The following is a 16,433-nucleotide window of genomic DNA, read 5'->3' as shown; positions in this document are numbered from 1 at the left end:
CACCGAATCAGCCAACTCCCGTTGCCCGTACGGCGACCGCGCGCTCGACGACGGCCCTGTTCACCTGGGCCGCTCCGGCGGGCCCGACGTCGCCGGATGACGGAGGTTCATGGCCGGATGACGGCGTTTCAGCGACGGGCGCCGTTCCGGCGTGGCGGAACGGAACGCTCCGTATCCGGCCGGGAACGATCCGTTGCGATCACGGAGCGGAATCTCGGCTTCAGCGAATCTGCACAGCGACTGCTCAACCCGGTCACCGAAAGGAGGGTTATCCACACCCCGGCCGCGTCGGTCACGCCTTTCCGGCAGGAGTGCCGGATTCGCCGCCCCGGGGAGCAAGGGCCGGGATGCGCCGATGCCGTGCGGCATGTGAAGAACTCGCCGCCAAGCGGTGCCCGAACCTGCACGGATCGGTGCCGCCGGGGCGCAAGTTGCCTGGTGAGGGGGATGGTTGATTGGAAGCCCGGAGCAGCGGCGTGCTTTGATCCATCGCACCGCGGGGGCCGCTCAGGGCATTCGGAAACGGGTGCCCGGTGCTCGCGGTCGCGGCCGTCATCTGTCCCCAGAGGGGGCCGCTCCCCCCTTGTGAGATATCCATATGAAGGGAAGTTCCATCATGAACTCCACCCCCCAGGTTGAGACCGTCGAGATCGCCGACGCCGAGCTCGACGCCGTCTCCGGTGGCCTCGCCGTGAACGCCGTGAACACCGTCACCGACACCGTCGACAGCATCGCCCCGGTCTCCGGCCTGGTGAACACCGTCGTCGGCACCGTCGAGGGCGCCACCGGCCTGAACACGGCCCCGGTCACCAACCTGGTCGCCGGTCTCTGATCGAGCCCTTGTGCCGTTGAGTCCCGGAACCGCAGCCGGCGGTTCCGGGTTCTTCGGGTTCCGCATGCACCTCGTGCACGGCCGCCGGGCTCCTCGCCACGGTCGTGAGTACCTCTTCTACGGGTGAGGGAAGTTCCTTGCAGTTCCGCCAACAGGCCCTCGCCAAGCTCCAGTCACCGGAGGAACTCGACCTCCCGGTGCGCTTCGCCCGGCCGCAGGGCTGGCTCGTGCTCTCGGTGACGGTGGTCGCGATGGCCGCCGCCTCGGTGTGGGCGGTGACCGGCTCGGTGACCTCCACCGTCAGCGCACCCGCCATCATCACGCACGGGCAGGGCAGCTACCTCCTCCAGAGCCCCGTCGCGGGCCAGATCACGGCCGTGCTGGCCAGGCAGGGCCAGCGGGTGCCCGCGGGCACCCCCGTGCTCAAGGTCCGTACCGCCAAGGGCGAAGCGGTCGTCCGCACGCTCGACGCGGGCCGGGTCTCCGCGCTCGCCGCGACCGTCGGGCAGATCATCCAGACCGGCGCGAACGTCGCCGCCGTCGAGAAGGTCGCCCGCACGAAGGACCCGCTGTACGCGACCGTGTACGTCCCCGCCGAGAACGCCGCCTCGATCCCCGACGACGCGGCCGTCGACCTGACCGTGCAATCGGTGCCGACGCAGGAGTACGGCGTGCTGCGCGGCCATGTGAAGTCGGTGGACCGCTCGGCCCAGTCCCCGCAGCAGATCGCCGCGTTCCTCGGGGACAGCCAGCTGGGCGAGCAGTTCACGAAGAAGGGCAGGCCGGTGGCCGTGACGGTCCGGCTGGACACGTCCTCCGCCACGAAGAGCGGCTACCGGTGGTCGTCCGCGGATGGGCCCCCGTTCAAGCTGACCTCCATGACACTGGCCTCCGGTTCGATCCGGCTGGCCGACCAGCACCCCGTCGACTGGCTGCTGCCATGAGCGCCACCGCACAGGAGCCCCGCAGCCGGCGCCGGGCCGCCCCGCCCCAGCGCAAGGTGCCCAAGGCCCGGGCGAAGACCGTCCGCACCCCGACCGTGCTCCAGATGGAGGCCGTCGAGTGCGGCGCCGCCTCCCTGGCGATGGTGCTCGGCCACTACGGCAAGCACGTCCCGCTGGAGGAACTGCGCATCGCCTGCGGTGTCTCCCGGGACGGCTCGCGCGCCAGCAACCTGCTGAAGGCGGCCCGCTCCTACGGCCTGACGGCCAAGGGCATGCAGATGGACCTGGCCGCGCTCGCCGAGGTCACGTCGCCGGCCATCCTGTTCTGGGAGTTCAACCACTACGTCGTCTACGACGGGATGGGCCGGCGTTTCGGCCGCCGCGGCGTCTACATCAACGACCCCGGCAAGGGCCGGCGGTTCGTCCCGATGGAGGACTTCGACGGCAGCTTCACCGGTGTCGTCCTGGTGATGGAACCCGGCGAGGACTTCGCCCGGGGCGGCCGCAAGCCCGGCGTCCTGGGCGCGATGCCGGCCCGGCTGCGCGGCACGGCGGGCACCATGCCGGCCGCCGTCCTGGCGAGCCTGCTGCTGGTGGCGGTCGGCGCCGCGGTGCCCGCGCTGAGCCGCACCTACATCGACGAGTTCCTGATCGGCAACCAGACCTCGCTGCTCGGCGTGCTGTTCACGTCGATGGCGGCGTGCGTGCTGCTCACCGTGGTGCTGACCTGGCTCCAGCAGGCCAACCTGCTGCGCGGCCGGATCATCTCCTCCACGCTCTCCAGCGCCCGCTTCCTGCGGCATCTGCTGCGGCTGCCGGTGACGTTCTTCTCCCAGCGCAGCCCGGCCGACCTGGTGCAGCGCCTGCAGTCCAACGACGCGGTGTCCGAGACACTCTCGCGCGACCTCGCGGCGGCGGGCGTGGACGCGATCGTGGTCGTCCTGTACGCGGTGCTGCTCTACACCTACGACCCGCAGCTGACGGTCGTCGGCATCGGCGTGGCCCTGCTGAACATCGTCGCCATGCGGGTCGTCATCCGGCTGCGGGCGACGCGCACGGCGAAGCTGCGCGCGGACACCGCCCGCCTCACCAACACCGCCTACACCGGCCTTCAGCTCATCGAGACGATGAAGGCGACCGGCGGCGAGGACGGCTACTTCCGCAAGTGGGCCGGGCAGCACGCCACCACCCTGGAGGAGCAGCAGCGGCTCGGCGTGCCGAGTGCCTGGCTGGGCGTGGTGGCGCCGACGCTGGCCACCCTCAACAGCGCGCTGATCCTGTGGATCGGCGGTATGCGGGCGGTCGAGGGGCACATCTCGGTCGGTCTGCTGGTCGCCTTCCAGGCCCTGGTCACCCGGTTCACGGCTCCGCTGACCCGGCTGAACGGCGTCGCCGGCCGCATCCAGGACTTCGCCGCGGACGTGGCCCGGCTGAAGGACGTGGAGAACTTCAAGGCCGACCCGCTCTACGGCCGCCCCGGCTCCGGGGAGTCCACGCGCCGCCTCCAGGGCCATGTGGAGCTGGAGAACATCACGTTCGGCTACAGCCCGCTGGACAAGCCCCTGCTCACCGGCTTCGACCTGACGGTCGGTCCGGGGCAGCAGGTCGCGCTGGTGGGCGGCTCGGGCAGCGGCAAGTCGACGGTGTCGCGGATGATCTCCGGGCTGTACGCGCCGTGGGAGGGCGTGATCCGGATCGACGGGCAGCGCATCGAGGACATCCCGCGCGGGGCGCTGGCCGCCTCGGTGTCCTTCGTCGACCAGGACGTGTTCCTCTTCGAGGGCACCGTCCGTGACAACGTGGCGCTGTGGGACCCGTCGATCCCCGACGAGGCGGTGGAGGACGCGCTGCGCGACGCCGCTCTGCACGATGTGATCACCCGCCGCCCGGGTGGCATCCACAGCAGGGTCGAGCAGGACGGCCGCAACTTCTCCGGCGGGCAGCGCCAGCGTCTGGAGATCGCCCGGGCGCTGGTGCGCCGGCCGAGCATCCTGGTGCTCGACGAGGTGACGAGCGCGCTGGACGCGGAGACCGAGCAGGTCGTGATGGACAACCTGCGCCGGCGCGGCTGCGCCTGTGTGGTGATCGCGCACCGGCTGAGCACGGTGCGCGACAGCGACGAGATCGTCGTCCTGCAGCACGGCACGATCGTGGAGCGGGGACGGCACGAGGACCTGGTGGCCCGCGGCGGCGCGTACGCGGCACTGGTCAGGGAGCGGTGACATGACGGCCGTTCACGAAGGGCACGACGGCGACCTGGTGCTGGGCGCCTTCGGGCAGCTGGGTTCGCGCATCGACTGCGCCGGGTTCAACCGGCTCGACCTCGAAGGCCCGCAGGTGCTGTGGCTGGTCGCCTCCGGCGCCGTGGACCTGTTCGCGGTCGACGCCGGGCAGCAGGGCCACTGGCACCATCTGGGCCGGCTGGAGGCGGGCTCGCTGGTGCTCGGCCCGGTGCCGGGCCCGCAGCACACCCTGGTGGCCCGGCCGCTGCGGGACTGCGTGGTGCACCGCATCGGCCTGCGCGAGCTGTACCAGCCGGCCAACACGGCGACCTGGTCGTACGACGAGTACGGCAACCCGCAGTACGTGCCGCCGACGACGAGTCCGCTGGAGTACGCGCTCGCCCTCGGGGTCGGCCGCAGTCTGTCGATCCTCTTCCAGGCGCCGATGGCCACCGAGCGGGCCGCGGCGCCCACCGACGACGACGTGTTCTGGATGCAGGTGCCGCCCGGCAGTGTGCAGTACGGCTCGCTGTACGGCGCGGAGGCCGCGGCCGACCTGCTGATGGATCCCGCGTTGTGGCAGTCCATGGTCGACCAGCAGTACCGGCTGCTGACCACTCTGGACCGCTGGATCGAGCAGCTGGAGCGCACCCACGAGACGCGCACCGCCGAGGGCATCAAGGCCGGTGAGGCGGTGCGCGCCCAGGCGGACCGGACGCTGCTCGCCTCGATCGGCAAGCGCTCCTCGCAGCGCACGACCGCGGCCGACGCGGACGCCACGTACGCGGCGTGCAAGCTGGTCGGGCAGGCGGCCGGGATCCGGATCACCGAGCCGACCCAGAAGGGCACCGGCGGGGACCGTCTCGACCCGGTCGAGCAGGTCGCCCTGGCCTCCCGCGTCCGTACCCGGGCCGTACGGCTGGAGGGCCGCTGGTGGCGGGACAATGTGGGACCGCTGGTCGGTCAGCGGGCGCTGTCGGGTGCGCCGGTGGCGTTGCTGTGGCGGCGCGGCGGCTATGTCGCGGTGCATCCCTCGACCGGCCGGGAGACCCCGATCGAGAAGGCCAACGCGGAGGAGTTCGAGCCGCGCGCGGTGATGTTCTACCGTCCGCTGCCGGAGAAGCGGCTCAGTCCGCTGGGGCTGCTGCGGTTCTGCGTACGGGGCATGCGCGGTGACCTGACGGGTCTGCTGCTCAGCGGTCTGGTGACGGTCGCGATCGGCGCGCTCGTGCCGGTCGCGACGGGCAAGGTGCTGGGCGAGTTCGTGCCGAAGGCGCAGACGGGTCTGATCGTGCAGGTGTGTCTGGCGGTGATGCTGAGCAGTGTGGTGGCCGCGGCCTTCATGCTGTTGCAGAACCTGACCATCCTGCGGATCGAGGGCCGGATCGAGGCCACCCTCCAGCCCGCGGTGTGGGACCGGCTGCTGAGGCTGCCGACGAAGTTCTTCACCGAACGCTCCACGGGTGAACTGGCCAGCGCGGCCATGGGCATCAGCTCGATCCGCAGGCTGCTGGCGGGGGTCGGTCCGACGGTCGCGCAGTCGGTGACGATCGGCGCGATGAACCTGGGGCTGCTGTTCTGGTTCAGCGTGCCGATGGCGATGGCCGCGATCGGCATGCTCGTCGTCATCGCGGCGGTGTTCCTGGGGCTGGGGCTGTGGCAGGTGCGCTGGCAGCGGCGTCTGGTGGTGCTCTCCAACAAGCTGAACAACCAGGCGTTCCAGACGCTGCGGGGTCTGCCCAAGCTGCGGGTGGCCGCCGCCGAGAACTACGCGTACGCCGCGTGGGCTTCGGAGTTCGCGCGCAGCCGGGAGCTCCAGCAGAGGGTCGGGCGCATCAAGAACCTGACGACGGTGCTGGGCGCGGTGTACCTGCCGTTGTGCACGCTGCTGATGTTCATGCTGCTGGCCGGTCCGGCGCGGGGGTCGATGTCGGCGGCGGCGTTCCTGACCTTCAACACCTCGGTGACGATGGTGCTGACCTCCGTCACGCAGCTGACGGGTTCGTTCGTCTCGGCGGTGGCGGCGCTGCCGTTGTTCGAGGAGATCAAGCCGGTGCTCGACGCGACGCCGGAGGTGCGCGCGGCGAGCACCCGGCCGGGTCCGCTGACCGGGGCGATCGAGGCGCGGCGGGTGTCCTTCCGCTACTCGGACGACGGTCCGCTGGTCCTGGACGACGTGTCGTTCGAGGTGCGGCCGGGAGAGTTCGTCGCGGTCGTCGGACCGAGCGGCTGCGGGAAGTCGACGCTGCTGCGGCTGCTGATCGGCTTCGACCGGCCGGTGTCGGGCAGTGTGCTCTATGACGGGCAGGACCTGGCGGCCCTGGACCAGTCGGCGGTGCGCCGCCAGTGCGGTGTGGTGCTCCAGCACGCGCAGCCGTTCAGCGGTTCGATCCTGGACGTCATCTGCGGCACCGAGCCGTACACGCCGGAGGAGGCGATGGCGGCGGCCGAGATGGCCGGGCTCGCCGAGGACATCAAGCGGATGCCGATGGGGCTGCACACGATCGTGGCGGGCAGCGGTGCCGTCTCCGGTGGCCAGCGCCAGCGGCTGATGATCGCCCAGGCGCTGATCCGCCGGCCGCGCATCCTCTTCTTCGACGAGGCGACCAGCGCGCTCGACAACGAGACGCAGCGCACGGTCATCGAGTCCACCAAGGCCCTCAACGCCACCCGGATCGTCATCGCGCACCGGCTGTCGACGGTGCTGGACGCCGATCGGGTCGTGGTGATGGAGGAGGGCAAGGTCATCCAGCAGGGCCCGCCGGCCCAGTTGCTCGCCGACACCGGAGGCCGGCTGCACGAGCTGGTGCGGCGTCAGATGGCGTGACGGGCGTGCACGGTCAGTCCAGTCCGGGCACCGGCGCGCCGGAGGGCACCCCCGCCGCGACATAGGCGGCGTAGAGGCCCTTCCAGGGCGCGTCGGCCCCGGCGTGCGGGCCGGTGCTCCGCTCGCCGCGGGCCCGGGCGTCCAGTGCCGCCAGGCACACCTCCCAGCCGGCGCCGTTGCGGGCGGCGCTGTCCCGCGTGGCGAGGATGTTGGTGAGCGTGAAGCGGGTGCTGTTCTCGCCGGTTTCCTCCAGGTCGAAGCGGAGTTCGTCGCCGTCCCACTCGAACGCCAGGTGCCGGGGCGGGTCGACGGCGAGGACCCGGCCGGTGGTGTCCTCCAGGTGCGGATCGCCGCTGAAGCGGATCGTGCCGCCGGGGCGCAGCTCCATCTCGGCGCGGGACGGGAACCAGCGCTCCAGTTCGTCCGCGTCCGTGACGAACTGCCAGACGCGGGCCACGGGGTGGTCGTAGAGGCGGCTGAACCGGACGGCGGGGCGGCCGTCGTCCAGGGTCAGATAGGTGCCGGTGAGGTCGGCGGTCATGGCGGATCAGTCCTTCGGGTGGGGTGGTTCGGGGGCGTCCGGCGGCTCGTCGAGGCGGCGGCCCAGGGTGTCGAGGCTCTGGTTCCAGAGCGCGCGGTAGGGGGCGAGCCAGGCGTCCAGGGCGGCGATCGGGGCGGGGTCGAGGGAGTGGACCCGGCGTTGCGCGTCCTGCCGCACCCGGACCAGGCCCGCCTCGCGCAGCACCTTGAGGTGCTTGGAGGTGCTCGGCTGGCTCAGTCCGCACGCCTCGACGATCTCACCGACGGACCGGGGCCGCTCCAGGAGCAGCGCGACGATGGCCCGCCGATGGGGATCGGCGAGCGCGGTCCAGAGGGCGGCGTCGGACATGGGTCCAATATGCCTCGACCGTTATATACGCGTCAAGGAATACAAGCACCGCTGGGAAATCCACCAGCGAAACGTCACCGTTTCACCCGGACCGGACCGCTCTCCTCGGACCGCCCTCCTGCCGGATGCCGTCGTAGCGGAAACGGCCCTCCGTCAGGGCTGTCACGGTCGGCCAAAGCACGCGGCCGCGCTCCCCCGCCGCAGGTGCTGCCGTGGGTGGCGTGTCCTCGTCGGTCCGCTGTATGCGATCTGTTGGCCCGCCCGGTAAATGGGTACCCACCGCCCATGCGTATCAGCGTGGTGGACGTGGGATCGAACACGGTCAGACTCGTGGTCGCGGACGCGGCGGACGGAGTGCCGCTGCCCGTGCACACCGCCAAGTGGCGGCTGAGGCTGTCCGAGCAGGTCACACCGGGGGGACCCGTTCCGGAGCGCGCCGTGCGGCAGCTCGTCGACGCGGTGGCGGAGGCGAGCAGGACCGCCGCCCGGTGGGGCGCGGCCGACCCGCCGGCGTTCGCGACCGCCGTGGTGCGCAACGCGCCGAACCGGCACGAGGTGCTGCGCACGGTCCGCGCCCGTACCGGCGTCGACCTGTGCACCCTGCCCGGCGAGATCGAGGCGGAACTGACCTTCCTCGGGGCGCGGCGCTGGATGGGCTGGCGCTCGGGGCCGCTCGCGTTGCTCGACATCGGCGGCGGCACCCTCGAAGTCGCCTTCGGACGGGGCCGGTTGCCCGACTTCGTGGCGTCGCTGCCACTGGGCGCGCGCCGGCTGACGCACGAGTTCTTCCAGGACGAGGATCCTCCGTCGCCGGAGCGGGTGCGGGCGCTGCGCCGCAAGGTCCGCCATCAGCTGCGGGACGTCGCGGCGCGGATCCGCTGGGAGGGCCCGCGCACCGCGGTCGCCACCTCCCGCACCTTCCAGCAGCTGGGGCGGCTGTGCGGTGCCGCGCCCGGGCGCCACGGCCCGTTCGTGGACCGGCAGATGCACCGCTCCGAGCTGCGGGAGGCCATCACCCGACTGGCCGCCCTGCCCGCCGCGGAGCGCGCGCATCTGCCCGGCATCTCCGCCCCGCGCGCCGCACAGAGCCTGGCGGGAGCGGTGGTCGGGCACACCGCGATGAAGCTGACCGGCATCAAGGCCGTCACGGTCTGCCCCTGGGCGATCCGCGAGGGCGTGCTGCTGCGCCACATCGAGGACGGCCCCTCCTGGTGGGCGGAGATCGCCCGCCGCAGCGAGGAGGCGGCTCTGCCCGACCCGGTGCCGCTGCGGATCGCCGCCACCTCCGGCTGACCGCCACGGCGCGTGCCGGACCGTACCGAAGACAGGAAGAGGAAGGAGACCCCGTGTCCCACCACCAGGATCACGGCCAGGACCAGCGCAACGATCCTCCCGAGACGGCGCTGGAGGAGGTGCTGCGCGAGGTCGAGGACGCCGAGAACCGCACCCGCGACTCCACGGAGCGGCGGCGCCATCGAGGCGAGGCCGCAGAGGCCGTCTCCCCCAACCCGCGTGCGCAGGAGGACGCCGAAGGGGACTGAGGAGAACCGGGCCGGGGCCGGGCCCCTGGGGCGCATGTCACGCGAGGGGTGCCCGGTCGCCGGGCGGGTACCCGGCCCGCATGGAGCACGAAGGACCACGACTGCCGACCCCGCGCGGCCCGCTGAGCAGGGGCGTCGCTACCTATCTGCGGGGCGCGGGCCGCCTGCCCCGCCTTGAGGAGGTCGCCCGCGCCGAGGTGTACGGCGACGACCTCCAGCTCGCCCTGTACCTCTGCTACGAGCTGCACTATCGCGGCTTCGCCGGGGTGCCGGACGAGCGGGAGTGGGATCCCGGCCTGCTGGGCGTCCGCGCGGCCATGGAGCAGCGCTTCCTGTCCGCGTTGCGCACCGACGCGCACGTCCACGAGAGCGTGGACGAGGCCCTGGCCGGTCTGCTGGTCGAGCCGGTCGAGGGCACCGGTGTGACCCACTTCCTGCGTGCCGAGGGCGAACTGTGGCAGGTGCGTGAGTACGCCGCCCAGCGCTCTCTGTACCACCTCAAGGAGGCGGATCCGCACGCCTGGGTGCTGCCGCGGCTGTGGGGCCGGGCGAAGGCGGGGATGGCCGCGGTGGAGTTCGACGAGTGGGGCGGCGGCCGGGCCGAGCGCGTGCACGCGGCCCTGTTCGCCGACCTGATGACGGATCTGGGGCTGGACACCGCCTATGGCCGCTATGTCGACGCCGCGACCGCCGAAGCCCTGGTCACCGTGAACATGATGTCCCTGTTCGGGCTGCACCGGGCCCTCAGGGGCGCCCTGGTCGGGCACTTCGCGACGGTCGAGATCACCTCGTCGCCGGGGTCGCGGCGGCTGGCCGAGGCGATGCGCCGCACGGGCGCCGGTCCCGCGGCCGAGCACTTCTACGACGAGCATGTCGAGGCCGACGCCGTCCACGAGCAGGTGGTGCGCCACGACGTCATCGGCGGCCTGCTGGAACAGGAGCCGCACCTCGCCCCGGACGTCGCCTTCGGCATCGACGCCACCGAGTTCGTCGAGGAGCGCTTCGGCGCCCGGCTGCTCACCGACTGGCGGGCGTCACGTTCGTCACTGCTTACCCCCCTTGCTCGGGAAGCAGCTCATATCTCCTGATTCACGGGGTACTCGGCGTCCGTGATTGCACTGGTACCCCCGGGCGTGTACGCCCCGCAGGAGGACACCGAGCTGCTGGCCGGTGCCCTGTTCGACGAGCCGCTGCCACCGGGCGCGGACGTCCTCGACGTGGGCACCGGCAGCGGCGCCCTGGCCCTGGAGGCCGCGCGCCGGGGCGGCCGTGTGACCGCGGTGGACGTGTCCTGGAGCGCCGTGTGGGCCGCGCGGCTGAACGCCCGGCTGGCCGGGCTCCCCGTCCGTATCCGGCACGGGAACCTCTTCGAACCCGTGCCCGACGAGACGTTCGACCTGATCCTGGCCAACCCGCCCTACGTGCCGGCGCCGGACGGTCATCGCAGGCCCCCGCGGGGTGCGGCCCGGGCCTGGGACGCGGGCGGCGACGGACGGATGGTCGTCGACCGCATCTGCCGGGAGGCGCCCGGCCTGCTGCGGCCGGGCGGGGTGCTGCTGCTCGTGCAGTCGGCGCTCAGCGGCCCGGACCTGACGATCGGGCAGTTGCGGGCGGCCGGTCTGAAGGCAGCGGTGACCCGCCGGCGCCGGATCGCGCTCGGGCCCGTGCTGCGCGGCCGGGAACGCTGGCTGCGGGAGCGGGGGCTGCTGCCCGCCGCCGAGGACAAGGAAGAGCTGGTGGTCGTCCGTGCCGAACTCCCCGTCTGACCGGTCGGCGACGCCGCGTCGCGTCAGCGTCCAGCGCAAGGGCCCGCTGCTGATGGAGGGCCCGGTGGAGGTGGAGCTGGAGGACGGTTCCGTCGTCAGCTCCGACCGCTTCCGTGTCGCTCTGTGCACCTGCCGCCGCAGCCGCCGCTACCCGTGGTGCGACACGAGCCACCGCGACCGGGCGTAAGGCCCGGGCATACGGCCCCGGGCCCGGGAACGACCAGAGGCCGGCGGGCGGCCCCACTCCGCCCGCCGGCCCCCTCGCACGAGATCGCGACTCCCCGTGACAACGGCCCGGCTCCCCAGCCACGGCCCGCTGCGCTTCACGGATTCAGCGCGATCCCGGTCTGTGGGTCCAGCCCTCTCAGAAGGAGAAGACTCCCGTCCCGTGGGCGTTCTTCATGCAGTCGTTGGAGAACGTGCGCTCGTAGGAGACGCGCTTGCCCTGCCAGACGCCGTCGACGGTGACGACCACCGGGTCGTACTGCTTGGTGCACATCACGCCGGACCGCGCGGTCAGGGCGTCGAAGTCCCCGCCGACGCCGCGCAGTTCCGCACAGGCCGAGGCGGCCGCCGGGTGCGTGCCGGCCGCCGTCGGGGCACAGGTCAGGGTGACCGCGCGTTCCGGAGTCGCTGTGATCGCGCTCTCTCCGTGGCCCACCGTGAGTACGAGGGCCGACGGAGCGTAGAGCGCGGTGGGGGCCTGACCCGGGTTGGCGAGCGCGGCCCCGGTGAGGGGTCCGCAGACGGCGGTGGCCGTCATGCCGAGGATCGTGGCCCAGCGCGCGGTGTTCCGCATTGTGTGCATCCTTCCGCTTCGATTACGGGGTGTGCCGGTCCGTGCTCGGTCGGTGCCCGGAGCGGCGAGCGCGAGTCTGCCGAGTCCGCCGCCGAAACACACATCGACCCCACGGATTTCAGTAACCTTGTGTATTGAATCAGTGGCGTGAAGTTACGGAACGCGCGCGGGTGAAGCCCGTAACTGCGCGGCCTCCGGGGTCACGATGCGGCCAGATGGCTGATTCCCATGCGTTCGTTAATAGGCCTGAAACATTCCGATTCCGCTCTCGGCCGACTGCTTTGCGGCCCCTTGTGTTCATGGACAGGGCGAGTAATCGTCATTACATGATTACGAATGAGCAGAGAGAGAAGCTTCGCGGCTGGTTCGCCGGCCGCCTGCCCGACGACCTCTTCGAGGAGCTGACCGAGATCACGGTGGACCGCGAGGAGATCACCGTCATCGGCCGCATCCCCGCACCCCGGCTGGCCGAGGACGCCCCGGCCGCCGAGCGGGACGCGGCCCTGGAGAGCCGTGCGCAGGAGTTCCGCGAGCGCACCCGGGAGGACCGCATGGCCGTGGCCCGGGACGCCGAGCACCGGTTCGGCCGCAAGGTGTCCTGGGGCGTGGAGTGCGGCGGCCGGCGCACGCTGTTCACGCACGTGGCCGCGCCGGTCATGACGCGGCTGCGCCAGCCGGAGCGCCAGGTCCTCGACACCCTGATCGCCGGGGGCGTCGCCCGCAGCCGCAGCGACGCGCTGGCCTGGTGCGTCCGGCTGGTCCAGCGTCACACGGACGACTGGCTCTCGGAGTTGCGCGAGTCCCTGGAGCACGTGCGGCGCGTCCGGGCCCAGGGCCCGGACGCGGGGTCCGACCCCGCACCGCACGCGGACGACGAGGAGTGAGCCGTTGTTGCTGAGCGAGGCGGCGGCCCGCCCCTGATCCACCGGAGCGCATACCGCTCGGTACCCTCGCCCCACGGCACGGTCCCGACGAGGAGACGACGAGAGGCGGGTCGTTCGTGGGCAAGCACTGGGCGGACTTCCAGTACGAGATCTATCTGAACGGGATGACGGGCGCCGTGCCGCGGCTGCCCACCGATCTGACCCGGCTGGAGGAGCTCACCGAGCAGCGGCTCGGGCCCGGCCCGGTGGGGTATGTGGCCGGCAGCGCGGGCGACGGCGGTACGGCCCGCGCCAACCGGGCGGCCCTCAAGCGCCGCAGGATCGTGCCGCGCATGCTGCGCGACGTGCACGAGCGGGATCTGTCCGTCGAGGTCCTGGGCCGCTCCCTTCCGGCCCCCCTCGCGCTGGCCCCGGTCGGCGTGCTGTCGATCATGCACCCGGACGCCGAGTCCGCCGCGGCCCGGGCCGCCGCCGCACAAGGCGTGCCGTTCATCCTGTCGTCCGCGTCCAGCACGCCCATGGAGCAGGTCGCCGAGGCGATGGGGGACGCCGAGCGCTGGTTCCAGCTGTACTGGCCGAAGGACCCGGAGGTGGCCCGCAGTTTCCTGCACCGGGCGAAGGCAGCCGGGTTCACCGCCCTGGTGGTCACCCTGGACACGCCGCTGCTGTCATGGCGGCCGCGCGACCTCGACCAGGCCTACCTGCCGTTCCTGCACGGGGTGGGCACGGCCAACTGCTTCTCCGACCCGGCGTTTCGGGCGGGCCTGGCCAAGCCGGTGCACGAGGATCCGAACGCGGCCGTGATGCACTTCGTCGGGATGTTCTCCGACCCGGCCAAGAGCTGGCCGGACCTGGCGTTCCTGCGGGAGAACTGGGACGGCCCGATCGTCCTCAAGGGCGTGCTGCACCCGGACGACGCGCGGCTGGCAGCCGACGCCGGGATGGACGGTGTGGTCGTCTCCAACCACGGCGGTCGGCAGGTGGCCGGTGCTGTCGCGGCGGCCGACGCGCTCCCCCGCGTGGCGGAAGCGGTGGGCGACCGGCTCACCGTGCTCTTCGACAGCGGCGTGCGCACCGGCGACGACATCGTCAAGGCCCTCGCCCTCGGCGCCCGCGCCGTCCTCGTCGGCCGCCCGTACGTGTACGGCCTCGGCCTCGACGGGCAGTCCGGTGTCGAGCACGTCATCCGCTGCCTGCTCGCCGAGCTCGACCTCACGCTCGCCCTCTCGGGGCACGCGACACCGCACACCGTCGGCCCGGCCGACCTCGTCGAGGATCCGGCCTGACGCAGGGGCTGCGCGGCTCGGCCGCGCAGCCCCCGGTCAACTCCCGTCAGCCCCCGGCCAACTCCCGTCGGGCTCCGGTCAGCTCCCGCTCAGGCCCCGGCGCCCCACGTCACGTGGCCGGGGCGTCGGCGTGCGTCACCTGGCGGGCCGCCGGGTCGTCCTGCTCCTCGATCGAGAGGGACCCCTCGGCCGTCGGCAGCGGCTCCGATCGCCAGCGCTGGTCCTCGGCGGAGCGGTCGCGGACCTTGACGACGACGTCGGCGTCCGGGTCGTCGTCGGCCGGGGCGAGGGCGAGCAGCTCGTCCCAGCGGGGCAGCAACTCCCCCCGCACGGTGAGGTCGTAGCGCACGTCGCCACCCCGCTCGGCGTCCTGGCCGGCGCAGGTGCCGAGGACGACGACACCGGCGTCCTTGTGGGAGTCCAGGCACAGCCCGGGATCGGCGACGCTGCGCAGCAGCCCGTCGTCCTCGTACGTCCACTGCTGGGTCCACACCGTCGAGCACCGGGCCAGCTTCGCGCCCGCGCCCTCCTTCGGCAGGTCCCGGATGTCGAGGCACAGGTCGGCACCGGTGTTGCGCAGCCGGGTCACGCCCTGGGTCATGGGAAGCCCTGCGGCGCCGGGGGGCGTCACGGACGGGGAGCCCTTGCGGCCGGCGGCGCTGTTGGAGCCGGCCGGGTCGGCCTGGCCCCCGTCGTAGGAGGAGACGCTCATGATGAGCATCGTCGCCAGCACCCCGGCCGAGACCGCGCCGACGCCGGAGAGCAGGGCCCGTGACGGCCGCAGCGCCTGCGGCACCCGGGCGGGCACGGGGAGCCGGGCCAGCAGTCCGTACCGCCCGCCGCCCCGCCGTCCGCCGCCGCGGCGGCGGCCCGCACGGGCACCCCGGGTGCCGTGCGAGGCCCGGCCGGGGCGCGAGTCGAGGTAGCGGCGGGCCCCCCAGCCGAGCACCGCCTCGGCGATCAACGGTCCCAGCGGGCCGTCGAAATGGCTCAGTTGTTCCGCCGCGTTCCGGCAGTAACGGCACTCGTCCAGATGCTGCTGGACGTCCGGCAGCAGTGCGCCGCCCCGGCGGATCGGGACATCGAGAAGGCGGTTGTAGAACCGGCAATCGTGGGTCGGCGCGAGTTCGCGATGGGCGCGAACGCAGCCTTCACGGAATTTGTCCCGCGCCTGATCGAGGGCGGCCGACGCGATGCCGGCGTCCATGCCCAGCAGTCCGGCCGGGACGTTTAAAGGATCAGCCTCGACCTCGACATGCCACAGCAAACACCGCGAGGCCGAGGGAAGTGCCTGGAATGCCCGCTCCGCGAGCGTGCGGTTTTCGGGCGTCATGGACGTCGCGGCGCGCAGCCCGCGCCCCCCGGCCGGTTTCTGCAACGCGGGCAGAACGGCCGATATTCGATCGTCGCCGGACCACTCGCGGATCGTGTCGCGCACGGTCACGAGAAGGGCCGGGCGCAGCGCGACGGCGCTCTCGCCGAAGGCGAGGCGGTTGAGGGTCCGGTGGAAGGCGGTCCCGGTCACCATCGCGGCCACCTGGGTCGACGAGGCGAGGCAGATGACCGCGTAGTCGTGCGCCGACTGGTAGTGCCGCGCCATCAGCAGCGCGACGGAATGGGCGGCGACCTCGCCCTCCGGGCTGCCTCTCAGCGGGGCCGCGAGTGATTCATCGGATTCCCCGGGATCCCCGCCGGGCGGGGGATACGGGGGGCGAGGGGGGTGGGGGGTGGGCACTGAGATGGTTCCTTCCCACGCATGTGACACACAGAAGTCCTGCCGCCGAAAAGGAGGCCCGGTTGGTGCGTACCTTTTCGGACGGGGCGCGGGAGGTGCGAATTCACCGACGGCGATTCGGACGCGGTCCACAAATCACGTGCGACACCCGGCCATTCCCCCCGCACGCGCGTTTCACTCTTCCACAACCCCCACACGGCCAACAAGGCGCCCGGACAACATCCCCACCATTGACAGAAAGTCAGAAACGGGGGAACGGATATGCGTGGGTCGCACCCGTTTTCGACATTTCCCGGCGGCCTGCGGGAATCGGGCGTCGGCCCCCGCTTCTCAGATCTGCCAGGAGCGCAGCCGGTCCGCCGCGCCGTAGACGTCGGTGGCGCCGGCCAGCAGGTCGCGGGCGAGGTCGACGAGGGCGCCGTAGGGCGGGTCGATACCGACACCGCTGACGAACATGTACGCCACGGCGGTCGCGCAGGCGAAGCGGGCGTTGGCCGAGGGCAGCGGCCGCAGCACGGTGATGGTGTGCAGCAGCGCGGCGGCCCGCCAGGCCGGGTCGGAGTTCACGCCGAGGCGCGGCGGGTCGACGCGGTGCCGGGCGACGGCGGCGACCAGCGCGGAGAAGTCGTTGACGGTGGGCTGGTCCGGCAGGACCTCCTCGTGGCGCTGAAGCAGCCAGGGCACGTCGATGTGGATCATGGCTGCCAT

16 protein-coding genes are annotated in these 16,433 nt (G+C 72.2%); 11 read left to right on the top strand and 5 right to left on the bottom strand.

Features of this window, described 5'->3' with window-relative positions; translation table 11 throughout:
- The first annotated feature begins 616 nt into the window (after positions 1-616).
- The 4 genes from ACFZDE_RS35180 (at position 617) to ACFZDE_RS35165 (ending at position 6,825) form a co-directional block, all read left to right on the top strand.
- Positions 617-832 (top strand): type A2 lantipeptide, encoded by a 216-nt coding sequence (locus ACFZDE_RS35180; protein ID WP_097222463.1) that lies wholly within the window; start codon positions 617-619, stop codon positions 830-832.
- 137 nt (positions 833-969) lie between these two features.
- Positions 970-1,776 (top strand): HlyD family efflux transporter periplasmic adaptor subunit, encoded by an 807-nt coding sequence (locus ACFZDE_RS35175; RefSeq protein WP_391207492.1) that lies wholly within the window; start codon positions 970-972, stop codon positions 1,774-1,776.
- The gene (locus ACFZDE_RS35170; RefSeq protein ID WP_391207488.1) at positions 1,773-3,998 is read left to right on the top strand and encodes an NHLP family bacteriocin export ABC transporter peptidase/permease/ATPase subunit; all 2,226 of its coding nucleotides are present in this window, start codon (positions 1,773-1,775) and stop codon (positions 3,996-3,998) included. Before ACFZDE_RS35175 ends, ACFZDE_RS35170 begins: the two co-directional genes overlap by 4 nt.
- Before the next feature lies 1 nt (position 3,999).
- Positions 4,000-6,825 (top strand): NHLP bacteriocin export ABC transporter permease/ATPase subunit, encoded by a 2,826-nt coding sequence (locus tag ACFZDE_RS35165; RefSeq protein ID WP_391207482.1) that lies wholly within the window; start codon positions 4,000-4,002, stop codon positions 6,823-6,825.
- Positions 6,826-6,838: 13 nt separating this feature from the next.
- On the opposite strand, the gene ACFZDE_RS35160 is transcribed toward ACFZDE_RS35165, so the two are convergent.
- Together ACFZDE_RS35160 and ACFZDE_RS35155 are read right to left on the bottom strand one after the other, a co-directional pair.
- Positions 6,839-7,366 (bottom strand): SRPBCC domain-containing protein, encoded by a 528-nt coding sequence (locus tag ACFZDE_RS35160; RefSeq protein ID WP_390999250.1) that lies wholly within the window; start codon positions 7,364-7,366, stop codon positions 6,839-6,841.
- A gap of 6 nt (positions 7,367-7,372) precedes the next feature.
- Complete coding sequence (locus ACFZDE_RS35155) at positions 7,373-7,714, bottom strand: metalloregulator ArsR/SmtB family transcription factor (protein ID WP_390999253.1); 342 nt, start codon at positions 7,712-7,714, stop codon at positions 7,373-7,375.
- Between the two features lie 285 nt (positions 7,715-7,999).
- Between ACFZDE_RS35155 and ACFZDE_RS35150 the strand changes: the two genes are divergently transcribed.
- From ACFZDE_RS35150 to ACFZDE_RS35130, 5 genes are all read left to right on the top strand, one after another.
- A complete protein-coding gene (locus ACFZDE_RS35150; RefSeq protein ID WP_391207474.1) occupies positions 8,000-9,007 on the top strand; it encodes a Ppx/GppA family phosphatase in 1,008 nt (335 codons plus the stop codon).
- Between the two features lie 53 nt (positions 9,008-9,060).
- Positions 9,061-9,255 (top strand): hypothetical protein, encoded by a 195-nt coding sequence (locus ACFZDE_RS35145; RefSeq protein WP_390999259.1) that lies wholly within the window; start codon positions 9,061-9,063, stop codon positions 9,253-9,255.
- Between the two features lie 80 nt (positions 9,256-9,335).
- Positions 9,336-10,343 carry an iron-containing redox enzyme family protein gene (locus tag ACFZDE_RS35140; protein ID WP_390999262.1) on the top strand — a complete coding sequence of 336 codons (1,008 nt, stop codon included), beginning with the start codon at positions 9,336-9,338 and terminating at the stop codon, positions 10,341-10,343.
- A 21-nt stretch (positions 10,344-10,364) separates the two neighbouring features.
- Positions 10,365-11,021, top strand: a complete 657-nt coding sequence (locus ACFZDE_RS35135) for a HemK2/MTQ2 family protein methyltransferase (RefSeq protein ID WP_390999264.1) — start codon at positions 10,365-10,367, stop codon at positions 11,019-11,021.
- Positions 11,002-11,208, top strand: coding sequence for a CDGSH iron-sulfur domain-containing protein (locus tag ACFZDE_RS35130; protein WP_390999267.1), 207 nt, complete (start codon positions 11,002-11,004; stop codon positions 11,206-11,208). The genes ACFZDE_RS35135 and ACFZDE_RS35130 overlap by 20 nt, the downstream gene beginning before the upstream one ends.
- Before the next feature lie 177 nt (positions 11,209-11,385).
- On the opposite strand, the gene ACFZDE_RS35125 is transcribed toward ACFZDE_RS35130, so the two are convergent.
- Positions 11,386-11,820 carry a protease inhibitor gene (locus tag ACFZDE_RS35125; RefSeq protein WP_390999270.1) on the bottom strand — a complete coding sequence of 145 codons (435 nt, stop codon included), beginning with the start codon at positions 11,818-11,820 and terminating at the stop codon, positions 11,386-11,388.
- A 326-nt stretch (positions 11,821-12,146) separates the two neighbouring features.
- Between ACFZDE_RS35125 and ACFZDE_RS35120 the strand changes: the two genes are divergently transcribed.
- Positions 12,147-12,704: a hypothetical protein gene (locus ACFZDE_RS35120; protein ID WP_390999272.1), complete on the top strand. Its 558-nt coding sequence runs from the start codon at positions 12,147-12,149 to the stop codon at positions 12,702-12,704.
- A 116-nt stretch (positions 12,705-12,820) separates the two neighbouring features.
- Positions 12,821-13,990: an alpha-hydroxy-acid oxidizing protein gene (locus ACFZDE_RS35115; RefSeq protein ID WP_391207435.1), complete on the top strand. Its 1,170-nt coding sequence runs from the start codon at positions 12,821-12,823 to the stop codon at positions 13,988-13,990.
- A gap of 109 nt (positions 13,991-14,099) precedes the next feature.
- On the opposite strand, the gene ACFZDE_RS35110 is transcribed toward ACFZDE_RS35115, so the two are convergent.
- Both ACFZDE_RS35110 and ACFZDE_RS35105 read right to left on the bottom strand, forming a co-directional pair.
- A complete protein-coding gene (locus ACFZDE_RS35110; RefSeq protein ID WP_391207420.1) occupies positions 14,100-15,725 on the bottom strand; it encodes a ricin-type beta-trefoil lectin domain protein in 1,626 nt (541 codons plus the stop codon).
- Between the two features lie 330 nt (positions 15,726-16,055).
- Positions 16,056-16,433, bottom strand: a complete 378-nt coding sequence (locus tag ACFZDE_RS35105) for a toxin Doc (RefSeq protein WP_390999281.1) — start codon at positions 16,431-16,433, stop codon at positions 16,056-16,058.

Origin of the sequence: Streptomyces sp. NPDC007929 (genome assembly GCF_042959065.1) — a bacterium.
Lineage (GTDB): Bacteria > Actinomycetota > Actinomycetes > Streptomycetales > Streptomycetaceae > Streptomyces.
This window is presented reverse-complemented; position numbering and strand designations above follow the sequence as displayed.

Bases quoted from the DNA above. Each gene is read 5' to 3' on its own strand.
- ACFZDE_RS35180 (WP_097222463.1), top strand. From the start codon at position 617: ATGAACTCCACCCCCCAGGTTGAGACCGTCGAGATCGCCGACGCCGAG.
- ACFZDE_RS35170 (WP_391207488.1), top strand. From the start codon at position 1,773: ATGAGCGCCACCGCACAGGAGCCCCGCAGCCGGCGCCGGGCCGCCCCG.
- ACFZDE_RS35165 (WP_391207482.1), top strand. From the start codon at position 4,000: ATGACGGCCGTTCACGAAGGGCACGACGGCGACCTGGTGCTGGGCGCC.
- ACFZDE_RS35160 (WP_390999250.1), bottom strand. From the start codon at position 7,366: ATGACCGCCGACCTCACCGGCACCTATCTGACCCTGGACGACGGCCGC.
- ACFZDE_RS35155 (WP_390999253.1), bottom strand. From the start codon at position 7,714: ATGTCCGACGCCGCCCTCTGGACCGCGCTCGCCGATCCCCATCGGCGG.
- ACFZDE_RS35150 (WP_391207474.1), top strand. From the start codon at position 8,000: ATGCGTATCAGCGTGGTGGACGTGGGATCGAACACGGTCAGACTCGTG.
- ACFZDE_RS35140 (WP_390999262.1), top strand. From the start codon at position 9,336: ATGGAGCACGAAGGACCACGACTGCCGACCCCGCGCGGCCCGCTGAGC.
- ACFZDE_RS35125 (WP_390999270.1), bottom strand. From the start codon at position 11,820: ATGCGGAACACCGCGCGCTGGGCCACGATCCTCGGCATGACGGCCACC.
- ACFZDE_RS35120 (WP_390999272.1), top strand. From the start codon at position 12,147: ATGATTACGAATGAGCAGAGAGAGAAGCTTCGCGGCTGGTTCGCCGGC.
- ACFZDE_RS35105 (WP_390999281.1), bottom strand. From the start codon at position 16,433: ATGGCAGCCATGATCCACATCGACGTGCCCTGGCTGCTTCAGCGCCAC.